The 20650-nt window shown below is 66.7% G+C and carries 18 protein-coding genes; 14 read left to right on the top strand and 4 right to left on the bottom strand.

The annotated features are described in order from the left end of the window. The first annotated feature begins 1 nt into the window (after position 1). From LO931_RS06730 to LO931_RS06700, 7 genes are all read left to right on the top strand, one after another. Positions 2-922: a patatin-like phospholipase family protein gene (locus LO931_RS06730; protein ID WP_255657770.1), complete on the top strand. Its 921-nt coding sequence runs from the start codon at positions 2-4 to the stop codon at positions 920-922. Then, entirely contained in the window at positions 916-1908 is a 993-nt protein-coding gene (locus tag LO931_RS06725) for a nitronate monooxygenase family protein (protein WP_229052512.1), read from the top strand. The genes LO931_RS06730 and LO931_RS06725 overlap by 7 nt, the downstream gene beginning before the upstream one ends. Further along, complete coding sequence (locus LO931_RS06720; protein WP_229052511.1) at positions 1905-2690, top strand: enoyl-CoA hydratase; 786 nt, start codon at positions 1905-1907, stop codon at positions 2688-2690. Before LO931_RS06725 ends, LO931_RS06720 begins: the two co-directional genes overlap by 4 nt. Before the next feature lie 14 nt (positions 2691-2704). After that, positions 2705-3403, top strand: coding sequence for a 3-oxoacid CoA-transferase subunit A (locus tag LO931_RS06715; RefSeq protein WP_229052510.1), 699 nt, complete (start codon positions 2705-2707; stop codon positions 3401-3403). Beyond that, on the top strand, positions 3400-4146 hold the full coding sequence (locus LO931_RS06710) for a 3-oxoacid CoA-transferase subunit B (RefSeq protein ID WP_304523497.1): 747 nt from the start codon (positions 3400-3402) through the stop codon (positions 4144-4146). The genes LO931_RS06715 and LO931_RS06710 overlap by 4 nt, the downstream gene beginning before the upstream one ends. 22 nt (positions 4147-4168) lie before the next feature. Further along, positions 4169-4357, top strand: a complete 189-nt coding sequence (locus LO931_RS06705) for a cold shock domain-containing protein (protein ID WP_229052509.1) — start codon at positions 4169-4171, stop codon at positions 4355-4357. 66 nt (positions 4358-4423) lie between these two features. Then, positions 4424-5665, top strand: coding sequence for a helix-turn-helix domain-containing protein (locus LO931_RS06700; RefSeq protein ID WP_229052508.1), 1242 nt, complete (start codon positions 4424-4426; stop codon positions 5663-5665). Between the two features lie 624 nt (positions 5666-6289). On the opposite strand, the gene LO931_RS06695 is transcribed toward LO931_RS06700, so the two are convergent. The 3 genes from LO931_RS06695 to LO931_RS06685 form a co-directional block, all read right to left on the bottom strand. After that, complete coding sequence (locus tag LO931_RS06695; RefSeq protein WP_229052507.1) at positions 6290-7369, bottom strand: alpha/beta hydrolase; 1080 nt, start codon at positions 7367-7369, stop codon at positions 6290-6292. Beyond that, positions 7366-8880 carry an NAD(P)/FAD-dependent oxidoreductase gene (locus LO931_RS06690; protein ID WP_229052506.1) on the bottom strand — a complete coding sequence of 505 codons (1515 nt, stop codon included), beginning with the start codon at positions 8878-8880 and terminating at the stop codon, positions 7366-7368. Before LO931_RS06690 ends, LO931_RS06695 begins: the two co-directional genes overlap by 4 nt. A gap of 92 nt (positions 8881-8972) precedes the next feature. Continuing rightward, positions 8973-10418 carry an APC family permease gene (locus tag LO931_RS06685; protein WP_229052505.1) on the bottom strand — a complete coding sequence of 482 codons (1446 nt, stop codon included), beginning with the start codon at positions 10416-10418 and terminating at the stop codon, positions 8973-8975. A gap of 156 nt (positions 10419-10574) precedes the next feature. On the opposite strand from LO931_RS06685, the gene LO931_RS06680 reads away from it, so the two are divergent. From LO931_RS06680 to LO931_RS06655, 6 genes are read left to right on the top strand one after another with little or no spacing between them, the layout of a single operon-like run. Further along, positions 10575-11231 carry a hypothetical protein gene (locus LO931_RS06680; protein WP_229052504.1) on the top strand — a complete coding sequence of 219 codons (657 nt, stop codon included), beginning with the start codon at positions 10575-10577 and terminating at the stop codon, positions 11229-11231. Beyond that, the gene (locus tag LO931_RS06675; protein WP_229052503.1) at positions 11221-12591 is read left to right on the top strand and encodes a glutamine synthetase family protein; all 1371 of its coding nucleotides are present in this window, start codon (positions 11221-11223) and stop codon (positions 12589-12591) included. The genes LO931_RS06680 and LO931_RS06675 overlap by 11 nt, the downstream gene beginning before the upstream one ends. Continuing rightward, entirely contained in the window at positions 12588-13346 is a 759-nt protein-coding gene (locus LO931_RS06670) for a gamma-glutamyl-gamma-aminobutyrate hydrolase family protein (RefSeq protein WP_229052502.1), read from the top strand. The genes LO931_RS06675 and LO931_RS06670 overlap by 4 nt, the downstream gene beginning before the upstream one ends. Continuing rightward, positions 13333-15744, top strand: a complete 2412-nt coding sequence (locus tag LO931_RS06665; protein WP_229052501.1) for an AMP-binding protein — start codon at positions 13333-13335, stop codon at positions 15742-15744. Before LO931_RS06670 ends, LO931_RS06665 begins: the two co-directional genes overlap by 14 nt. Beyond that, positions 15741-16838: a zinc-binding dehydrogenase gene (locus LO931_RS06660; protein WP_229052500.1), complete on the top strand. Its 1098-nt coding sequence runs from the start codon at positions 15741-15743 to the stop codon at positions 16836-16838. The genes LO931_RS06665 and LO931_RS06660 overlap by 4 nt, the downstream gene beginning before the upstream one ends. Before the next feature lie 21 nt (positions 16839-16859). Beyond that, a complete protein-coding gene (locus tag LO931_RS06655) occupies positions 16860-18323 on the top strand; it encodes an aldehyde dehydrogenase (protein WP_255657768.1) in 1464 nt (487 codons plus the stop codon). A 7-nt stretch (positions 18324-18330) separates the two neighbouring features. Here the strand turns inward: LO931_RS06655 and LO931_RS06650 are convergent, their stop codons facing one another. Continuing rightward, entirely contained in the window at positions 18331-18936 is a 606-nt protein-coding gene (locus tag LO931_RS06650) for a TetR/AcrR family transcriptional regulator (RefSeq protein WP_229052498.1), read from the bottom strand. A 217-nt stretch (positions 18937-19153) separates the two neighbouring features. On the opposite strand from LO931_RS06650, the gene LO931_RS06645 reads away from it, so the two are divergent. After that, positions 19154-20620: an MFS transporter gene (locus LO931_RS06645; RefSeq protein ID WP_229052497.1), complete on the top strand. Its 1467-nt coding sequence runs from the start codon at positions 19154-19156 to the stop codon at positions 20618-20620. Positions 20621-20650 lie beyond the last annotated feature (30 nt).

Raw genomic sequence — 20650 nt, 5'->3', positions numbered from 1 at the left:
GATGGCTGATCACGAAGGACCCGCGACGGGGCCGGCGAGCCGAGCGCTTGTGCTCGGCGGAGGTGGTGTCACCGGCATCGCTTGGGAGACAGGTTTCCTCGCAGGGATGATCGAGCTCGGGCTCGATCCCCTGGGGGCTGATCTCGTCGTGGGTACTTCGGCCGGGGCGACTGTGGCGGCCCAGGTCACCAGTGGCATCGGCATTGATGTTCTGATGGCGTCGCAGCTCGATCCCGGCGGGAGTGTCGAGCCAGCACCGACTGTCGACCTTCGGTCGGTGCTGGACGAGATCGATGAGCTTCTGGCCTCGAGCGACGACCCGTTCAAGGCGCGACGGCGTGTCGGTCGGTATGCACTCACGTCGGACGTTCCAACTGAGGCCTACCGTCTGGACATCATCCGCCGTCGCCTGCCTCGCCACGAATGGCCGTCGGCGAGGCTGATCCTCACCGCGGTCGATGCCGGCACCGGTGCTTTGGTCGAGATCGACCGCACCAGCGGGCTTGCTTTGGTGGATGCGGTGGCTGCCAGTTGTGCGATTCCTGGTGTCTGGCCTGCGGTCACCGACGGTGCGCGGCGCTTGATGGACGGCGGCATCCGCACAGGCTCGAACGCCGACCTCGCCGTTGGTCACGACCGGGTACTGGTGCTTGAGCCGTTCGGTCGGTCCTCGTTGCCGTCGGACTTCGTGCCGCTTCCGCGCGAGTCGGTACTCGTGATCGAGCCCGATCCGGAGTACCGAGAGGTCGCACCCAATGCCCTTGATCCGTCGTCGCGCCCGCAGGCCGCGGAGATCGGGAGAGCTCACGCGCGGCGGGAGTTCGCGCTCATCGAGCAGTTCTGGCGCGCCGGACCTCCTACGAACACCACATCAGCGCCGGCCGGCGCCATCACGAAAGGACCAGGGACGCCACGATGGTGAAGACCCGATTCACGGAGACGTTCGGCATCGCCCACCCCATCGTCCAGGGCGGGATGCAATGGGTCGGCACCGCTGATCTCGCAGCCGCCGTGTCGAACGGTGGCGGACTGGGGTTGATCACGGCCCTCACGCAGCCGACACCCGAAGCCCTGACCAACGAGATCGCACGGTGCCAGGCACTGACGGACAATCCGTTCGGGGTCAACCTGACGATCCTGCCCACGATCAAGCCCGTTCCCTACGACGAGTACCGCGACGCGATCGTGGAAGCCGGTGTGCGGATCGTGGAGACGGCCGGATCCAATCCGGAGCCGCACATGCCCTACTTCCGCGACCACGGGGTCAAGGTCATCCACAAGTGCACCAGCGTCCGCCATGCGGTGAAGGCCGAACGCGTCGGCGTGGATGCTGTCAGCATCGACGGATTCGAGTGCGCCGGGCACCCGGGGGAGGACGACGTCCCAGGACTGGTGCTGATTCCTGCGGCAGCCGCTCAGGTCACGATTCCGATGATCGCGTCGGGTGGCTTTGCCGATGGTCGCGGGCTTGCCGCGGCGATCGCGCTCGGCGCGGATGGGATCAACATGGGGACGAGGTTCCTGTGTACGCAGGAGTCGCCGGTCCATCCCCTCGTGAAGCAGCGGATCGTCGAGGCCACTGAGCTCGACACCGAGCTAATCTTCCGACCGCTTCGCAACACGTCCCGTGTTGCCTCGAATGCCGTGAGTCGTGAGGCCGTCCAGATCCTCGATGCGGGGGGTACTTTCGAGGACGTCCGGCACTTGGTCAACGGTGAACGCGGCAGGGGTGTCTACTCTTCGGGCGACATTGACGCCGGCGTCTGGTCGGTGGGTCTCGTGCAGGGCCTGATTCACGACATCCCGTCGGCGACCGAACTTGTCGGCCGCATCGTTGCCGAGGCCGAAGAGGTGGTGCGCGAGCGCCTCACAGGCTTCGTGTCTGCGGACGCCGGGGCCCTCGCGTGAGCGTCGCCGCCGCTGAGGTGACGACAGATCAGGTCGGGGGAGTCCTCACGATCCAACTGTCAGCTCCCCAGCGGCTCAATGCCGTCAGCGCGCCGATGCTGGACGTCCTGCGGACCGTGCTCGAAGAGGCCGAAGCCAGTCCAAGTGTCCGCGTCGTGGTTCTCACCGGCGCGGGGAGGGCCTTCTGCTCGGGCGCCCATCTCGGAATGGAAGGCGACAGCGAAGCCGATGGACCCGACACCTCGACGCTCGCCTCAGCAAATGAGGTCGTCAAGGTCCTGACGGGCATGGAAACCGTGGTGATCTGCGGACTCAATGGTCCCGCGGCAGGCGTGGGCGTCTCGATCGCGCTCGCATGCGACCTGGTCCTTGCGAGCGAGGAGGCCTACTTCCTCCTTGCGTTCACTCGTATAGGTCTCATGCCGGACGGTGGTGCGACTGCACTCGTGGCCGCGTCCCTGGGCCGCAGCAGGGCGCTGCAACTGGCGCTTCTCGCCGACCGGCTCTCAGCCCGCGAGGCTGAGAAGGTCGGCTTGGTGTGGGGTGTTCATGCGGCTAACGATCTCGGTAGCGAGTTGTCTGTACTCGCGAAGCGTGTCGCTGCGGGGCCGGTCACGGCACTCGGGCTGACGAAGCGAGCCATCAATGCGGCCACGATCGGATCGTTGGGCGATGCTCTGCGGCGAGAATGGGACGGTCAGCTCTCACTTCTAGTGGGGCCAGAGTTTGCGGAGGGAGTCGACGCCTTCCTCAACCGTCGCCCTGCCGACTTCGGCCGGTGACACCCAGTCCGGGGGTGTCCGCCGTTCGGCACGTCGAGTTTCACGGCAGCGCCGAGGCCGCACTCTCGGTCGTCCGAGATAGCGACACCATCCTGGTCGGTGGTTTCGGGATGGCCGGCATGCCCGTCACCCTGATCGACGGACTCATCGACGCCGGCCCCCGGGACCTGACCATCGTGTCCAACAACGCCGGTAACGGCGAGGCCGGACTCGCCGCTCTTCTCAAAGCCGGCCGCGTGCGCAAAGTCGTGTGCTCGTTCCCACGCCAGCACGACTCCTACGTCTTCGATGAGTTGTACCGCTCTGGCCAGGTCGAACTCGAGCTTGTGCCGCAAGGCACCCTTGCCGAACGCATGCGTGCTGCGGGCGCCGGCATCGGTGGTTTCTTCACTCCCACCGGGTTCGGGACGTTGCTCGCCGAAGGCAAGGAAACCCGCACGATCGACGGTCGCGGCTACGTGCTCGAGCTGCCCATCAGGGCCGACGTCGCCCTCATCGCCGCTCATCGGGCCGACCGGGTGGGCAACCTCGTCTACCGCAAGACCGCCCGCAACTTTGGTCCCGTCATGGCCGCCGCAGCGTCCACCACGATCGTCGAGGTCGCCAGCGTCGTCGAGACCGGCGCCCTGGACCCCGAGAACATCGTCACGCCCGGCATCTACGTCGACCACGTCCTGGACCGATCCGCCAGCACCAAGAAGAACCGAGCATGAGCACGGCCGCCTCCCGGCTCACCAAGGATCAGTTAGCAGCACGCATCGCTGCCGACATCCCGCGCGGTTCGTACGTCAACCTCGGCATCGGACAGCCCACCCTCGTGGCCGACCACCTCGACCTGGACTCGGGTGTCGTTCTCCACACCGAGAACGGCATGCTTGGCATGGGCCGCGCCGCGACCGGCGACGAGATCGACCCCGACCTCACCAATGCCGGCAAGGTGCCCGTCATCGAGACCCCCGGATGCTCCTACTTCCACCATGCCGACTCCTTCGCCATGATGCGCGGCGGCCATCTCGACGTCTGCGTTCTCGGAGCCTTTCAGGTCAGCGAGACCGGCGACCTCGCCAACTGGCACACCGGAGCTCCCGACTCGATCCCCGCGGTCGGCGGCGCTATGGATCTCGCGGTTGGCGCCAAGGAAGTGCTCGTCATGATGACGCTCTTCGGAAAGGACGGGAGATCCAAGCTCGTCCCAGAACTGACCTACCCCGCAACCGGGCTCGCCTGCGTCAGCCGCGTCTACACCGACCACGGCGTTTTTGAGGTCCGCTCCGACGGCCTGCTCGTGATCGAGACTTTCGGCTGCACGGTTGCTGGGTTGATGAACTCGACGGGACTGGCTCTTCGTGACGGGCCTCGGTGGCAATCCGAACATGCCCAAGTGGTGAGTCACTCTGGCGCAGATCGCGCAACTCCCAGAGCGGTCTCGCCGAGTGCAACTCCAGGACGGGGGTAGGGCGATCAAGGCCAGCGGGACGGTGCGGACCTACGAGCGCCTCGACTATCGGGGCAGCGTCGCCGCGGATGACGGCGGTCCCGATCTCTACTTCACGCCCGGATCGATCGTCGGAACTGACAGCAAGGACACCGAGGTGGGAGTCCGGGTGCAGTTCGATGTCCTTCGTTCAGGTGGTGGCTTCGTGGCCGAGAACATCCGCCGGCTCTGAATTGGTCGACCGGAGCCAGCGCGGTTCAGGCAGACTGTCCCCCTTCGATAACAGAGGAGCCGACCCATGCGCTTCACCCCACTACATCGGGAGTTGGGAGTAGGCCCGGAACCGATCACCTTTGGCCTTGTCCGGGATGCAATCGCGGCGGAGGTTGAAGAAAGGCACGATTTGGAATGGAAGGCCTCGTTGCCAGACTCGGGCGGGCTCGACGAGTTCGCGAAGGACGTCGGTGCGTTGGCGAACTCCGGAGGCGGACTTCTGGTTTATGGGGTCACCGAAAAGGGAGGTGGCTCTTCTGCCGCGACGGCAGTGCAGCCGAGCCTAGTGTGGAACGACGCCGAGCAGCGAAGGTTGCAAGCGGTGGCGTGGTCGTCCATCCAACCGCCAGTACCTGGGCTGAGATTCACTCCGGTGGTCGAGGTGGATTCCGGCAATGTCGTGGTGTTTCTCGAGGTGCCCGCTAGCGCTGACGCTCCGCACCTCGTCTCGAGGCGAGGCAGCCCTGCATTCACGGCGCCAGTGAGATACGGGGCGCAGACGACCTTCTTGTCAGAGCGGCAGCTCGATGCTGCCTACCGAGATCGCCGGGCTGCGCGCGAGCAGGTAGATGCCGAGCTCGTAGACCTTGCCGAGGACGCGATGGCACAGGTGCGAGACGTGTCGTCGGTCTGGATGACGGTGAGCGCTGTCCCCCATCGGCCGCGACCGTTGCACCTTGGTCGGGTGAGCAATCAGGAGTTTAGGGCCGTCGTCGAAGCTAGTCGGGAATCGAACCCCGTGAAGGCGTTGATGGGTCGGACGTTCGGTTGGATCCATCCACGGCCAGGTCTGCGACGTTGGTATGACCGAGACGAGGGACTGGACGTGCCCACATCGATCGTGAGCATCCGAGATAGCGGGGCGACTGTCTGGGCTCTGTCTATTGATGCGGTGCGCGACCTACCTCGGGCGCACCTAGACCCTCACGATCTTCAAGAAGGGATTGCTCATGGCCTGTGGCTGGCCTCGAAGGCCAGCGAGATGCTCAACGTGTTTGGCGAGTTCTCCGTTCGTGTGCAAATACACCAGGCGCCCGATCCGTTCTACATCCGTCTGTTCGAACACCGCGAGATCCTCGTCGAGCCAGCTGAGCCGGTGCATCGGTTCAGTTCGGTCGCAGATGTTTTGGACCCAAGTACAGAACCTGAACTGATTCGGGCGGCGCGTGGACTCGCGACAGACGTGTTCAATCAGGGCGGCCACACGGATATCGGCGATCGATACCTAGTGCCCGATCCGGAGAGCTGCGGCGAACTGCCCGCGTAGTCCCAGTCAAACCCACCGTGGGTTCGTGGAGAACGGCCACCGTGCCCACATTTTGCCCACATTTGCCCGTGATTTGGAGTGAAACGAGCAGTCTCGAGGTGAGACAGAATAACTGCAATTCCAGGCCATCCCGGGCATCGCCGCAGGTCAGAGAACTGCCAAGAACGAGTTCAAATCCCACCGCCACCGCGTGACGAAGACCCCCGAAAGTTACTGCAGTTGCAGTGTTTTTCGGGGGTCTTCTTGTTTGTGGTTGTGGGGTCAAGTCCCACCGCCATGGGCGCCACAGTTCCACCGTATTTGCCTGGAAGCGCAGGGCACGGGTTCACCTTGCGCCGAGTGCCGCGGCGGATTCGTGCCCACATTCTGCCCACATACTCCAAAGAATCTCGTGCGATCGAGCCGTTCGGAGAGGGTCGAACGATCGCCTCGGCGAGTAGTCCTCGCGACAGGGCTTTCCTGCGGCGCCGCAGTGGACAGCGGTCTCGTTTGGAGATCGTTGGGGGTGCTCGCAGGCAGCGAGGGTTCGGCAAAGTTGGCCGCGGGGTCTCGATCGGATCGCGGCTGAACTGCTGAGGCGGGGGTGCGACGTCTGGCCCGGCTGATCCCGGGTCTGTTCCAGGGTCAGCGTCCGCCGCGAGTGGTGGGACCGGCCGAGCCGACGCCTGTACTACCGGCCAGGCCGGTCTTGATCGCCTCCGCGAGGCGTTGAGTCGCACGCTTGCTCGTCGGACTCAACGCCGTGAAAGCGATGTAACCGTGCACGTTGTCCGGCTCCTCCACCACTCGCACGGGCACGCCGCTCTTGAGCAGGGAGGTCGCGTACGCCAGCCCGTCATCGCGCAGTGGGTCGAAACCACCAACGGCGACGATGGCTGGGGGCAGTCCGGTGAGGTCGTCCGCGAGCAAGGGAGAGACGCGAGGATCACGGTGATCGGTGCCCTCGGGAAGGTAGTGCTTCATGAACCAGTCGACCTGCTTGGCGGACAGCGCCGGCGACGCTGAGAATTCATCCTGAGACGCGCGATGAACGGAAATGTCAGTCACCGGTTGGATGAGCACCTGGAGCACAGGACGGACATCATCGTCGCGAAGTACCTGTGACAGGACCGCGGCGATGTTGCCGCCGGCACTTTCGCCGGCCACGGCGATCCGTCGAGGGTCCACCCCCCAACGGCGCGCGTGCTCGACCAGGTATCGCCAGGCAGTGATCGCGTCCTCATGGCACGCGGGGAACGGGTCCTCCGGCGCGAGTCGGTACTCGACTGACACGACGTCCGCGCCCGTTCCCTGAGCGAGCAGTCGCGCAGGAGCCAGGTAACTGGAGCGGCTGCCCAGGACGAACCCGCCGCCGTGGAAGAAAAGGATCAGGGCATCGTTGCTCCGACCGTCGCTGAGCCGAGTCGCAAGCAGGCCGTCACCGAGATCCAGCTCTTCCTCGACCACGCACGGCCGGACTCGCTCGCCGAACAGGGCCGCCTCACCTTCAGTGCTTCGCCGAGCGTCCGCGGGCGACATGTCGCTGTAGTCGTCACCGGACGCGGTGATCGCCATCAACAGGGCCACGTCGGGCGCCATCCGAGCTCCGTCGCGGTTGCGAGGCGGTCGCGTCACGAGGCGAAGCAGCGGAGCAGGGACGCGGCTGATCGCGATCACGATGGCGCGTTGCAGGCGTTGTGACGGCGTCGGCCCCAGGCCGCTCACGATGCGGCCCCGACGGTCACGTCCGCGTCTGCCTTGGTCGCGAACTGGATGGTCTCGTCCACCAGACGACCCCGGAACAAGCGATTGTCCTTCACGAACGTCGTGTGCATCTGCCACGGCATCGTCGTCCCCTGACGCGGAAGGATGTTGCGGGCGCGCTGCATGTAGCCGGCGGACAGATCGAACAGGTCCTGCGTCTCGATCCCCTCGGGAGCGACAGGTGTGGCCATGTCGTAGCCCTTCGCGTCCATCTCGCGAATGATGTCGGCGGCCAGTCGGGCCACGTTGCCGATCCTCAGGGTCCAGGTCGCCTTCGTGTAGCCGAGCATCATCGCCCAGTTCGGGACACCGGAGATCAGGGCACCTCGGTAGAGCACCCGATCGGAGAACGTCACCGGTGCGCCGTCCACCGTCGGCTCGATCCCGCCGAGCATCTGCATCTGCAGACCCGTCGCCGTGACGATGACATCGGCCTCGAGCAATCGCCCGGACTGCAGCAGGACACCGTCGCTCGTGAACCGATCGATCTGCTCGGTCACCACATCCGCGCTTCCGTCGCTCAGGGCTCGGAAGAACTCGTTGTCGGGAGTGACGCAGAGACGCTGGTCCCACGGGCTGTACGGCGGCGCGAAGTGGGTGTCGACGTCGAAGTCGTGCGGGAGCTGCTTGGCCGTCATCTTCCGGAGGAGGCGGCGGCCGAACTTGGGGAACTTGCTCAGGACGGTCACGATGAGGTGGTCGGACCAGATGTTCTTGCGTCGTGTGGCGGCATACCCCCGCTCGGTCCCCAGAACCTTCATGAGTCGCTGGGCCGTCTTGTCGATTCGAGGGACGGAGGCGACGTAGCTGGGAGTGCGCTGCAGCATCGTGACGTGAGCCGCCGACCGCTCGCCCTTCAGCATCGCCGGCAGCATCGTCACGGCGGTCGCGCCGCTGCCGATGATGACCACGCGCTGGCCGCTGTAGTCGAAGTCCTCGGGCCAGTGCTGCGGGTGCAGGATCGTCCCCTGGAAGTCCTCGCGTCCCTCGAAGCGAGGTTCGTAGGCATTGCTGTAGTCGTAGTAGCCGGTTCCGCTGAAGACGAACTTCGTGACGATCGACCTCGTCGACTCCGTGCCGTCGTCGTCCGTGACGCTGACACCCAGCGTCCAGCACCCCTCGGTGCTCGACCACTCGGCCGAGGTGACGCGGTGGCGGAGTCGCAGCATGTCGTCGAGTCCGAAGTCCGTCACGGTCTCGGAGATGTAGTCACGGATCAGCGGTCCGTCCGCGATCGCGTCCTGATGCATCCACGGCTTGAAGCCATAGCCGTAGGTGTGGACCGAGTCGTCGGAGCGGACGCCGGGGTACTTGAACAGGTCCCACGTGCCACCGACGGCGTTGCGGCCCTCGAGCAGGAGGATCTTCTTGTCGGGGAAGTCGTCGGCCAGGAACTTCGTGGCGCCGACACCGGAGAGGCCAGCGCCGATCACGACGATGTCCGCGGTCTCGACGGTCTGAGCGTCCTTCATGGTGCACGTCCTTGATGGGATGGGAGCAGAAGCTCAAGTTGGTCAAATGATCGAGTCGTATGACTCAGTATGTGTGTCCCGGGTCACGATCGTCAAGACGCACCCGCTCCGTCGTCACGCGCCGAGGTCGCGGCGGGAGTTCGCACGCGGCGCACCAGCCCCCAGGTCGCGCCGGCGAGGAACGACAGCACAAGCACGCCTCCGAAGGTCACGGCCAGCCCGTTGGAGCCGATCAAGAGAGGGAAGTTGTCGATCACCAGTGCCGCGATTCCGACGAGGCTGACCGAGGCCAGACCGGGTGCCGCGATGCCGCGCCAGACGGAGACACGCCCGGAGTGGCGCAGGAAGTGGATGGCAATCGCGAGCGACGTCAGGGCCAGCAGAGCGATGAGCCCGAGGGTCCCCGCCCCGCCGAACCAGGCGTACACCTCCAGGACCGGGTCGAGGCCGGTCGCGATCGTGATGACGACCGCGGCCGACACCGCCGCCGTGGTGACGAGCGAGGCCACGTGTGGTGAGCGATGACGAGGGTGTGCGCGTCCCAGGCGGCGCGGCAGCGATCCCTTCGAGCCCAGGTCGAAGATGTACCGCGAGACGACGTTGTGAGCGGTCAGGGCGCAGGCGAAGAAGCTGGTGGCGAGCAGCACCTGCATGGCGTCCTGCGCGAAGGTCGACACGAACTCGTCTGCCAGCGTCGGCACGAGCCCCTCGGGGTCGGTTTGAGCGAGCTTAACGACGCGCCCGGACCCGGCGCCGTTCACGACGGCCCAGGCAGACAGTGCGTAGGTCCCCGCAATCAGCAGCACCGCCGTGTAGGTGGCACGCGGGATGGTCACGTCCGGGTCCTTGGCCTCGGAGCGGAAGACGGCAGTCGCCTCGAAACCGATGAATCCGAAGATCGCGAACATGATCCCGGTGCCGACGGCTCCCTGGGTGAACGCGTCCCATCCGAGCGGGCTCGCCGTGATGCCCTCGTGACCGCCGCGGAGGACGATGCCGAGGTCCAGTGCTGCGACCACCGCGATCTCAGCGACCAGCAGGGCTCCGAGCACGCGAGCGCTCATCTCGATGTTCCGGTACCCGAGGAAGGCGATGAGCGCGATGGACGCCGCCGTCAGTGACCACCACGGAACGTCGGCTCCCGTCAGCGAGGAGATCGCTGACCGGGAAGCCGCGCCGAGGTAGGCACATACGGCGACAAGGAGCAGGGCGTAGGTGGTGACGGCGAGTGCGGCCGCACCAAGTCCTGCGACACTCCCGAGCCCCTTGTTGACGTAGGAGGAGAACGCGCCGGCGTCCTCGATCTCGGGCGTGATGGCGGAGAAGCCGACGGTGAAGAGCAGCAGCACCGCGCCCACCAAGACGAAGTTCAGCGGCACGCCTGATCCGTTGCCGAGCGCCACCATCAGGGGGACGACGCCAGCGACGACCGTCAACGGGGCGGCCATGGCGACCACCATGAAGACGATCTGCGGCACGCCAAGCGTGCGAGCGAGCTGGTGGGGCGGGTTGTCGGGGTCGGGCTGGATGGTCGGCATGGCGGTTCCTTTGGTGAGACCCCGGTCCTCGGTGGGCCCGGTGGGGTGGCTCGATGATGAAGATCGGCCGAAAGGTTGTCAAGTGACCTAGTCGTATGACAAGGTTCGAGCCGTCACGAGTCGAACGCCTCGTGCAGGACGAGAAGGGACGGCGCCATGAACCAGGCCGCACCACCGCTCACCAGCCCTCAACCCGGGTCGGTCAGGCATCGGGTCGTGCTCGACGATGACGCCACCCCGATGGCTCGCCTCATCGCGCGACGCCTCCGGACGTGGTGCGAGGAGCACCGTCCCGAGCCCCATGCCCAGGCGGGTGGGTGGGTCGTCGTCCGATCCCACGACACTCCGCAGCTCGCCGCGATTCACGTCGGACCGGGAGAGTGGCGCGTCAGCAACGCGATTCCCGAGCAACCGCATGCGGACATGACCGTTGCCTTGAACGCACGTCTGTCCCCGGTCCAGCCACCATCAGGGAACACGAGTCTTGCTGAGCCTCTCGTCGTCGCGCTGACCGCACCGCCGGGCGCCTGGCGGGAGACCGCCGCCGAGTTCTGGGAATGCACGCGGGACATCACCGGCATCCCCGACGTCCTGGTGGTCCAGGCTCACGGGTCGCTCGGAGTCGATGAGCTACGCCTCGGTGCGGGGCCGGTCGAGTACGGCATCGCTGGATCCCCGGACCAGCTCGCGGGGGTCTTCAGCGGCGTGGACGACATCTTCACGGCTCTCGAGTCGGGCCTGACCATCAAGGGCACGCTCGCACAGCTGTCCGTCATGACTGCTGCTTCCTGGAGGGTTCGCTATGGGTTCTGACGTCGCCGAGACCACCACGTCGACCACGTCCGAGGGCTCACGCTCCGTGCGTCTTGAAGCGACCAACCACGATGGGAGCTTCCTAGGCAAGATCGTCTCGCCGGCCAAGTTCGCCTCGGGCCGCGAGTCCGGATTCGCCTTTGCCGACATCCTCTTCGCGATCGATCTCGGCAACGAGATCGTCTTCGGTGACGCGTACCCGGACTGGCGCGGCAACTTGTACGACATCCAGATGGTTCCCGACCTGTCCACGATGGTCGAATGGCGACCGGGTCTGGACGCCGTCATCGGCGACTACTGGTTGAAGGACGGGTCGCCGGTCCCGATCTGTCCGCGCAACCTGCTGCGCCGACTCGTCGCTCAGCTCGGCGAGCACGGCCTGGCCGTCACGACGGCAGTGGAGATCGAGGCGACGCTCTTCGAGGAGTCGATCCACGACGCACGTCTCCGCGGGTACCGCGACCTGACACCCCTCGGGGGGAGCACGGGTGCGACCTACCACCTGGCGCGCTCCGGTGACTGGGTCGCGTACATGGAGGCCGTCGTGTCGCGCCTTGACGACCTGGGGATCGTCTGGGAGGCGTGGACCGACGAGGCCGCGGCTGGGCAGACCGAGCTCAACCTTGCCCCGCAGGACCCGTTGGTCCTGGCTGACGCCTGGGTTCGGACGCGCCAGGTGATGCGCGAGGTGGCCTTCGACCGCGGACACACCGTCAGCTTCATGGCCAAGCCCACGGCAGGGTTCGGCCAAGGCGCCCACGTCAACGTCTCCCTGAGCCGCGACGGCGTGAACCTCTTCCACGCCGCGGACGGACCGTCCGAGCTCATGACGAAGTCCGTCGGCGGGCTCTTGGCGACGATGGCCGGGGCAACGTCGGTGATCATGCCGCAGATCACGTCCTACCGGCGCCTGGTCGATCTCACCGGTCCGCCCACGACGATCAGCTGGGGAGTCAACAACAAGACCGCAGCGGTCCGAGCGATCGTGGGACACCCGAAGTACTCCCGTCTGGAGTACCGCGTCCCCGGCGCCGACGTAAATCCCTACCTCGCGCTGGCGGTCGTCGCGGCCGGCATGCTCGCCGGCATCGAGCGCGACATCGAGCCACCTGCCCAGGTCAGCCACATGGCGTGGTGCCTGCCTCCGGGCGGCGACGTCCCGCGCATCCCCGACACGATGTCCAAGGCCTTCGAGGCCCTCGGATCGGACTCGATCCTGCGCGCCTACCTGGGCGAGGAGTTCGTCGACTTCTGGATCGCCTCGCGGCGATGGGAGTGGATGGAATTTCACACCAAGGGGGGCGACCCGCACGCTGACCTCTCAGCGTGGGAGTCCCGACGCTACTTCGAGTTCCCGTGAGGCGGCCGCTCATCGGCCTGACGGGCCGAAGGTTCCGGCTCGGTCTCATCGCCGGAGCCGATCCTCGGTACGGCGACCAGTGCGTGGACGCGCACATGACCGACTTCGCCACCCGTGTCGCGACGGCCGGCGGGATCCCCGTGAACCTGACCTATGACACCGACCCCGCGGGCGTGTGTGCGTGGTTGTCCGGCGTCGTCATCACCGGCGGCCAGGACGTCCACCCGGCGTGCTGGGGCGGGGATGAGTCCGTTGTGCGTGGCATCGATCCGCGCACCGACACGATGGTCCACGACCGCGAGCGGGACGACTACGAGCTGGCCCTGGTCCGGTACGCGCTCGAACGGGGCATCCCGGTGCTCGGGGTGTGCCGCGGCATGCAGGTGCTGAACGTCGCGCTGGGCGGGACGCTCGTTGCCGACCTGCCGCCGAGCTCGGTCCGTCACCTGTCAGCGGCTACCGCGCCGACGGACGGAGACGCCGACCACGTCGTGAGCATGACGCCTGGCTCACTGGGCGCCGAGCTCTTCGGAGACCAGGTGCTCACGAACTCGTGGCACCACCAAGCGGTCGCCTCCTGCGGAGACGGACTTGTGGTGACAGGTCGTGCCGCGGATGGAGTCCCTGAAGTCATCGAGATCCCCGGCCGTCCGGTGCTCGGGGTCCAGTGGCATCCCGAGTGGATGCGCAGCGAGGACGCAGCACTTCGCTGGGTCGTAGCCGCAGCGGAAGGAGCGATCCATGAACGGGTCTGAGAAGCGGGCCCACGCCTACCGAGCCGCGGTGAGCGCCGCCCGCATAGGGGACGACCCCGAGATCGCGACCCTTACCGCTCTGCTCGCACGGCGGGTGAGCGAGACCCCGCAGGCTGAGTTCCTCCGATTCGGGGACGAGTCGTGGAGCTTCGCACAGGTCGACGCCTGGTCGTCGGAAGTTGCGCACCGTCTGTCACAGCTCGACGGCTTCGCGACGGGCGACCGGCTGGCCATCATGCTGCCGAACGTCGTGCAGTGGCCCGTCGTGTGGTTGGCAGCCCTGAAGGCGGGCGCGATCACCGTCCCGATCAATCCTGCGTACCGCAAGGCCGACCTCGAGCACGTCCTGCTGGACTCCGGAGCGCGCGTGGTGGTGACCGACCTCGAAAGGTCCGAGCTCGTGAAGTCCGTGGTCGCAGGTGATCCTCAGCTGGCCGGGACCCAGGTCGTCACCGAGATCGACGCCCTCGCCGGCGACGGTCGAGGCGGATTCCCGCCGTTCTCCGCCGAGGCTTCCACGCTCGCGAACCTGCAGTACACGTCGGGCACGACGGGCTTCCCGAAGGCCTGCATGCTCACGCACGACTACTGGGTACGACTGGCCTGGATCTGCGCAGCCGCGACGGGCCTCGGTCCGGACGACGTGCTGCTCACGGCGCAACCGTTCTCGTACATGGACCCTCAATGGAACACGGCGTTGGCACTGACGACGGGAGCTCCGCTGGTGGTCCTACCGCGTTTTTCCGCGTCCGGCTTCATGGGCGACGTGAGCAGACACGGCGTCACGTTCTTCTACGTCCTGGGCTCCATGCCCACCCTGCTCCTGAAGCAACCGCCGTCGGAGCACGACCTCGACAACGATCTGCGCATGGTGTTCTGCTCAGGCATCCCGTCCGCGCTCCACGCCGAGCTCGAGCAACGGTGGGGAGCACCCTGGCGCGAGATCTACGGGATGACCGAGACCGGCGTCGACCTCTTCACGCCCTTCGGTGACACCGAGTCGGTCGGTAGCGGCGCGGTGGGTCAGCCTGTTCCGACCAAGGTGCTCCGTGTCGTGGACGCTGACGGTCGAGATGTTGCTTCGGGGGAGCCGGGGGAGATGCTCGTTCAGGGCCGCCCGCTCATGGACGGCTACTGGGGTAGGCCGGACGACACCGAGTCCGTCCTCAGCGACGGTTGGCTGCGCACAGGTGACGTCGTCGTGCAGGACCATTGCGGCCGGGTGACGATCGTGGGCCGGGTCAAGGACATGGTCCGCCGCGGCGGTGAGAACGTCGCGAGTGTCGAGGTCGAGGCGACGCTCGAGCGCGATGCTCGAGTTCTCGGCGCAGCCGTCGTCGCGGTCGACGACGAGGTGCTCGGTGAGGAGGTCAAGGCCTTCGTCGAGCTGGCCGAGGGCCTCGAGCCCACGCGCTTGACTGCCGAGTCGATCCGAGCGGGAGCAGGCCAGCACCTGGCACGGTTCAAGGTGCCTCGCTTCATCGAGTTCGTGGACCACCTGCCGCGGACGCCGTCGGAGCGGGTCGCGAAGGCGACCTTGAAGGCGCAGGCCGGAGATCGCCAGGGTGTTGAGTTCGACTTTTCCGAGCGGGCCGCGCACGCAAGCGATGCACTGTCGTCCGACCGCGACGGCGTGCGCGTGAGCGTCGTCGACGAGGTGGCGGTCGTGACGCTGTCGCGACCGGCGAAGCTCAACGCGCTCGACGTGGCGACACGTCTACGCCTGGCCAACGTCGTCCGGGAGCTCGGTGCGGGCTTGCACGTGCGTGGCATCGTGCTGACCGGCGATGGCCGAGCGTTCTCCGCCGGTGAGGACCTGTCGGTCACGATTGCGACCGACGACCAGTTCGCCGAGGCCTTCGAGAGCTTCCACGACATCACCAGGGCGATCCTGACCACGCGCGTTCCCGTCGTGGCGGCCATCAACGGCATCGCGGTCGGAGGCGCGTCCGAGATCACGCTGTGCTGCGACTCCCGCATCGGCACCTCGAAGGCGGAGTACTTCCAGCCTGAGAACGCCCGCGGGCTGACGATCTCGAACGCCTCCAGCATCCTGCTGCAGCGGCTGGTCGGGTCGCACGCGATGCGGATGGTCCTCGGCTCGGAACGCGTCAACGCCGAGGAAGCACTGCGTATCGGCCTGCTGGACGACATCGTCGACGACGACCGGCTCGTCGAGAGCGCCGTCGACGTCGCGCGCCGCTGGAACCCACCGGGCTCGATGACCGCCCTGCACCTGCCACTGCTGCGGCCTCAGCTCGAGGACATCGAGTCCGCGTTCGCTCGTGAGGACGTCGCGGGCCACGAGGCCTGGAGCAGCGGTGCGCTCAGCGCCGGCGTGGCGACCTACTGGGCGGCGAACACATCCACTGAACGCACTCCTGGAGAACCCACATGATCGAGACACAGGCGGCCATCCTGCACGCGCCGAACGAACCACTTCATCTGGAGACCATCCGGGTCGACGACCCGGAGGCGCACGAGGTCCGGATCGAGACCACCCAGGTCGGGCTGTGCCACAGCGACCTGCACTACATGACGGGCACGGTCGAGAGCGACATCCCGGTCGTGGTCGGACACGAGATCGCGGGCGTGGTCGAGAAGGTCGGCTCCGCCGTCACCAGCCTGAGACCAGGGGACCGGGTCACCGGGGCCCTCACGCCCTCGTGCGGACGATGCGTCAACTGTGAGGCCGGATGGTCGACGCAGTGCCAGCGGACCGAGGAGGTGCGTCGCCGGCCTCGGCCGGCCTTCCAGCTATCGGACGGTCGAGCACTCTCGCGTCTGGGCGACATCGGCGCGTTCTCCCGGCACACCTTGATGCGCGAGAACGCCCTGGTCAAGCTGCCCGACGACGTCGGTTCACATGTCGGCTGCCTCCTGGCGTGCTGCGTCGTCACCGGTGTGGGGTCCGTCTTCCGGGCGGCGAAGGTGCGGCCGGGCAGCACGGTCGCCGTGGTGGGCTGCGGTGGGGTCGGCTCCGCCATCGTGCAAGGCGCACGACTCGCCGGTGCCTCGGCGATCGTCGCGATCGACCGTGACCCGAAGCGACTTGAGGCGGCGCGCGGGTACGGAGCGACGCACGTCGTGGACGCCTCGGTCTCGGACGTCGAGACCGAGATCCGGAGCATGTTGGGCGACGGCGTGGACTACGCCTTCGAGGCGGTCGGCGCGGCGGCAACGGCTGCCACCGCCCTTGCGATCGTCCGGCCCACGGGAACGGCGTGCCTGGTCGGCATCGCGCCGAGCGGCACTGAGCTGACCCTGACGCCGTCGGAGTTCTTCTTCTCGGAGAAGCGCCTCATCGGCTCCTACATGGGCTCCGGTCAGGCGCGGGAGGACATCCGACAGCTCGCCCGTCTCTACCAGCAGGGCCGCCTGCTCCTCGACGAGATGGTGTCGCGCCGCATCCCGTTCGCCGACATCAACCAAGGATTCGAGGCGATGGCGTCCGGCGACGTCACACGTGTCGTCGTCGACATCCAATCCTGATCAGATCCCACAAGGAGACCCATGTCCACCGTGCCCGAAACTCCGGCCCGGCTTCGCAACTATGTCGCAGGTCAGTGGCGCGAGTGTGCCGTCGTCACTGACTCGTGGAACCTCGATCCGAACACCTGCGAGCATCTTCACCCGTCGGTGACGACACCGGCCGAGCATGTCGAGGAGGCGCTGCGCCACGCCGCTGAGCAGTACGACCCCAGCCCGTGGGACGAGGCCACGCGCCGCGAGCGTGCTGATGCCCTCCAGCGCGCAGCGAACCTGCTGGAGGAGCGGACTGAGGACATCGCCCGCGCCGACGCGATGACGAGCGGCACCGCCATCGGCGCGACGCGCGTCGTGGCATCGTTCCTGCCACACCGCGTGCGCGCAGCAGCCGAGGAGGTCCTCCGGATCCCGCGCATCACCGCGCTGGACGCGGGGGGACGCGACGTCCGTCGGATGAAGGTGCCGTGGGGACCCGCCGCCATCCTGACGCCCTGGAACGGGCCGAGCTTCATCCCCGCGTCGAAGGTCGCGAGCGCCATCGCGGCTGGCTGTCCCGTTATCCTGAAGCCGTCCGAGCACGCCCCCTCCAGCGCCCAGCTCGTGGCGGAGTGCTTCATCGAAGCCAACCTGCCGGACGGCGCCTTCCAGCTGGTGCACGGCGCCGGCGACGTCGGGTCGACGCTGACCAGCGACCCGAGAATCAAGGTGATCTCATTCACCGGCGGGCCCACAGCGGGTCGGGCCATCGCCCGCGCGGCAGCTGAGAACTTCACGGTCCTCCAGCTCGAGCTGGGCGGCAACAACCCCGTGATCGTCCTCGACGACGCCGACCTGGACGTGACCGCAGACGGCATCCTCGAGGGCATGACCAAGCTGAACGGTCAGTGGTGCGAGGGTCCGGGCAAGGTGCTGGCCCCTCGCGACCTGGTCGATCCGCTGGTCGATGCGTTGAACGCACGCATCGCCAACCTGCGAGTCGGGCACTCCCTCGACGAGGCGACCGACGTCGGCCCGATCTCCAACGCCCCGCACTTCCGCACCCTTCAGCAGCGCGTCGCCGCAATGCGAGAGGCAGGAGCGACTATCCACGAGCCGGCAGACCTGCCCGAGCTTCCGGGACTCTTCCTCTCACCCACCGTCGCCGTCGGCGCCGACGCGGAGTCGACGAACGCCGAGTTGTTCGGTCCTCTCGTGTCGGTCCATGGTGTGGCTTCCCAGGAGGAAGCAGTCCGCATCGCCAACGCTGCCCCCTCCGGACTAGATGCCTACGTCTTCGGGACCGACACCGATCGTGCCATGGAGGTCGGCGCACGCCTCGTCGCCGGAGAAGTCAGGGTGAACGGCGCCAAGGTCGCTGACCTGGCCGATGGATCCGCCCAGAGCTTCTGGGGGCCGGCGGGGATCGGCGGACACGGGCCGGACGAGTCGGTACGTGTCTTCTGCGGTGACCGGGTCGTGGGAGTCGACTCAGCCGACCTCCCGCTGTGACACCGATTCAGGAGGCGCCGACGGGACTGAGCCGGGCGGACAGCCAGGAGTCGAGCACCGACGTCACGACCGCCATCTGTTCCTGGGCCGCGGACGGATCGCCGTACGTCAGCCAGTTCAGGGCGAAACCGTCGGCGAGGGTAGCGATCACATAGGCGATCTCGTCGACACCGTTGTCGTCGAGCTCGTCGGCGGAATCCGCTGTTCGCAGCAACTGCCGGAGGATCTCGAGCGCCTCGTCATAGACGCCGATCCCCTTGTCGCCGTGCTGCCGCCGCGCCCAGCTCACGAGCTCCAGGGTGGTGGCGGCAAAGTTCTCGGACTCGAGGTAGCACTCCATGACCCCGCGCAGCAGCTGGCGAGCCGTCTCGGGGACGTCGCCGTGCGGGTCGCTCGTCACCGCTACTTCCTTGAAGCGCTCCGCGACGAACGTGTACACGTCGCCGAAGAGGTCTTCCTTGGAGTTGTAGCAGTAGTGGAGCGTCGCCAGCGGGGCGTTGGCCTGCTCGGCGATACGACGCGTCGTCGCGCCATCGATGCCGTGCTCGGCGATGACCTCCACCGCCGCCTTGACGAAATCGCTGCGCCGATCAGCGGCTGAGATACGTGGCATGAGCAGTCCTCCCGATCGTGACTGAGACGGATGACCCAGACGCCACGACCGTATCAGGAGAGCGGCAATAGTCCTGTTTGATGGATCGACAAAGTTGGTCAAACAACTTGATCAAATACCTTGATCAAATGACCAACAAGTGGTTGCCTATGACGAGGATCACGCATTGGTCCACCTCAACCCGGCCGCGGCAGCGACCTCAGAGCTCGGAGAACCCATGAATCACCTCCCAGACCAGGCAAGGGTCAGCTCGTCCATCGCGACCGAAAGGCCGTCTCGGAATGCCCTTATCGGCATCGGGGCGTTGCTCGTCATCCTGACGAACGCCGTCATCTTCGTCCTGCCGCCACTACTGCCGGTCATCCAGAGCCAGTACGGCTTGGCAACGGTGGCCCAGAGCACGTGGCTCTACACCGCGCTGACGCTCGGCGGAGGTGCCGGCTTCATCCTGCTTCCACGACTCGCGGACCTGCACGGTGATCGGAACGCGTCGATCGCGGCCGTCGCGGTCCTTGCGGTCGGCGCGGGCATCCCCGCCGCTGGCGACTCCTATCCGACGCTGCTGGCTGGCTGCGTCCTCATGGGCTTCGGCTGTGCCGCGCAGCTTCTGCCACTGGGCTTTCTCCGACGCAACCTCGGTGAAAGCGGCATCGCGGTCGGTGTCGCGGTCCTCGTAATCGCGACCGGGGCGGGAATCGTCGTTGGCATGATCGGAGGCGGGTACATCGTCGAGAATCTGTCGCTCCGCAGCTTCTTCATGGTGCTCACCGTCGCCAGCGTCCTCACGGTCGCTGCCGCCGCGATGCTGATCCCGCACACCCCGCCCGCCGAGCGCAACGGACGGATCGGTCTGATGGGGACGATCTGGATGCTCGGGTGGGTCGCGGCGGTGCTGCTGACGCTCACCCAGGGGCTCGTCTGGGGCAACGCGGCGCTGATTCCCCTGGTGATCGGCGTTGTGGGTGGAGTCCTGTGGGTCCGTGCTGAGCGTCGCTCGAGCACGGCAGTGTTCGATCTGCGACTCATGCGGGCTCCTCTCGTGACGGCCGCGTGCGTGAGCATTGCCCTGTTCGCCGCGATCAACTCCGCCTTCCTCTTGCTCTTGAGCAGCTACGCCCAGGTCCTCCCGGAAGCGCTCCGTCCCACCGACGCCTATGGGCTCGGGCTGTCCGCTCTGGAGACCGGCCTGCTGATGCTGCCGTTCGCGGCGACCTTCGTGGTCGGCAGTGTCGTGGTCGACCGCCCGGTCGCCAACGGCCACGGTGTCGTCGTGTTCGTGATCGGCGCGCTCTTCAGCGTCGCTGGACTGGCTTGGCTCGCCGTCGCTCACGACCGCCCGTGGCACTACCTGGTCGGCGCCGCTGTCATGGGTCTGGGATGCAGCATCGGCTACGCGGCCGGTTTCACGATGGTGCAGTCAGCGGCCCCGGTCGAGCAGGCCGGTATGGCGGCTGGCGCAGCAGGGACTTTCATGGCTGTGGGATTCGCCATCGGGACCGCTGTCATTAGCGCCGACCTCAGCGCCTCGCTCATCCCCGTTCCTGGCACCGGGCTCGAAGTAGCCACCGAAGGCCTTTACGGCATCGGCTACTGGCTCTCCGCAGTGCTGGGTGTGCTCGTGATCGTCACCGTCGTGGTCGCCCGGTACCGGGCGGCTCGGCGACCGGTCGCCGTGACGTCCTGACCTCGCGCCTCCACCTCATCGAACCTCACA

It is taken from the genome of Aeromicrobium sp. Leaf350 (assembly GCF_916858655.1).
Lineage (GTDB): Bacteria > Actinomycetota > Actinomycetes > Propionibacteriales > Nocardioidaceae > Aeromicrobium.
This window is presented reverse-complemented; position numbering and strand designations above follow the sequence as displayed.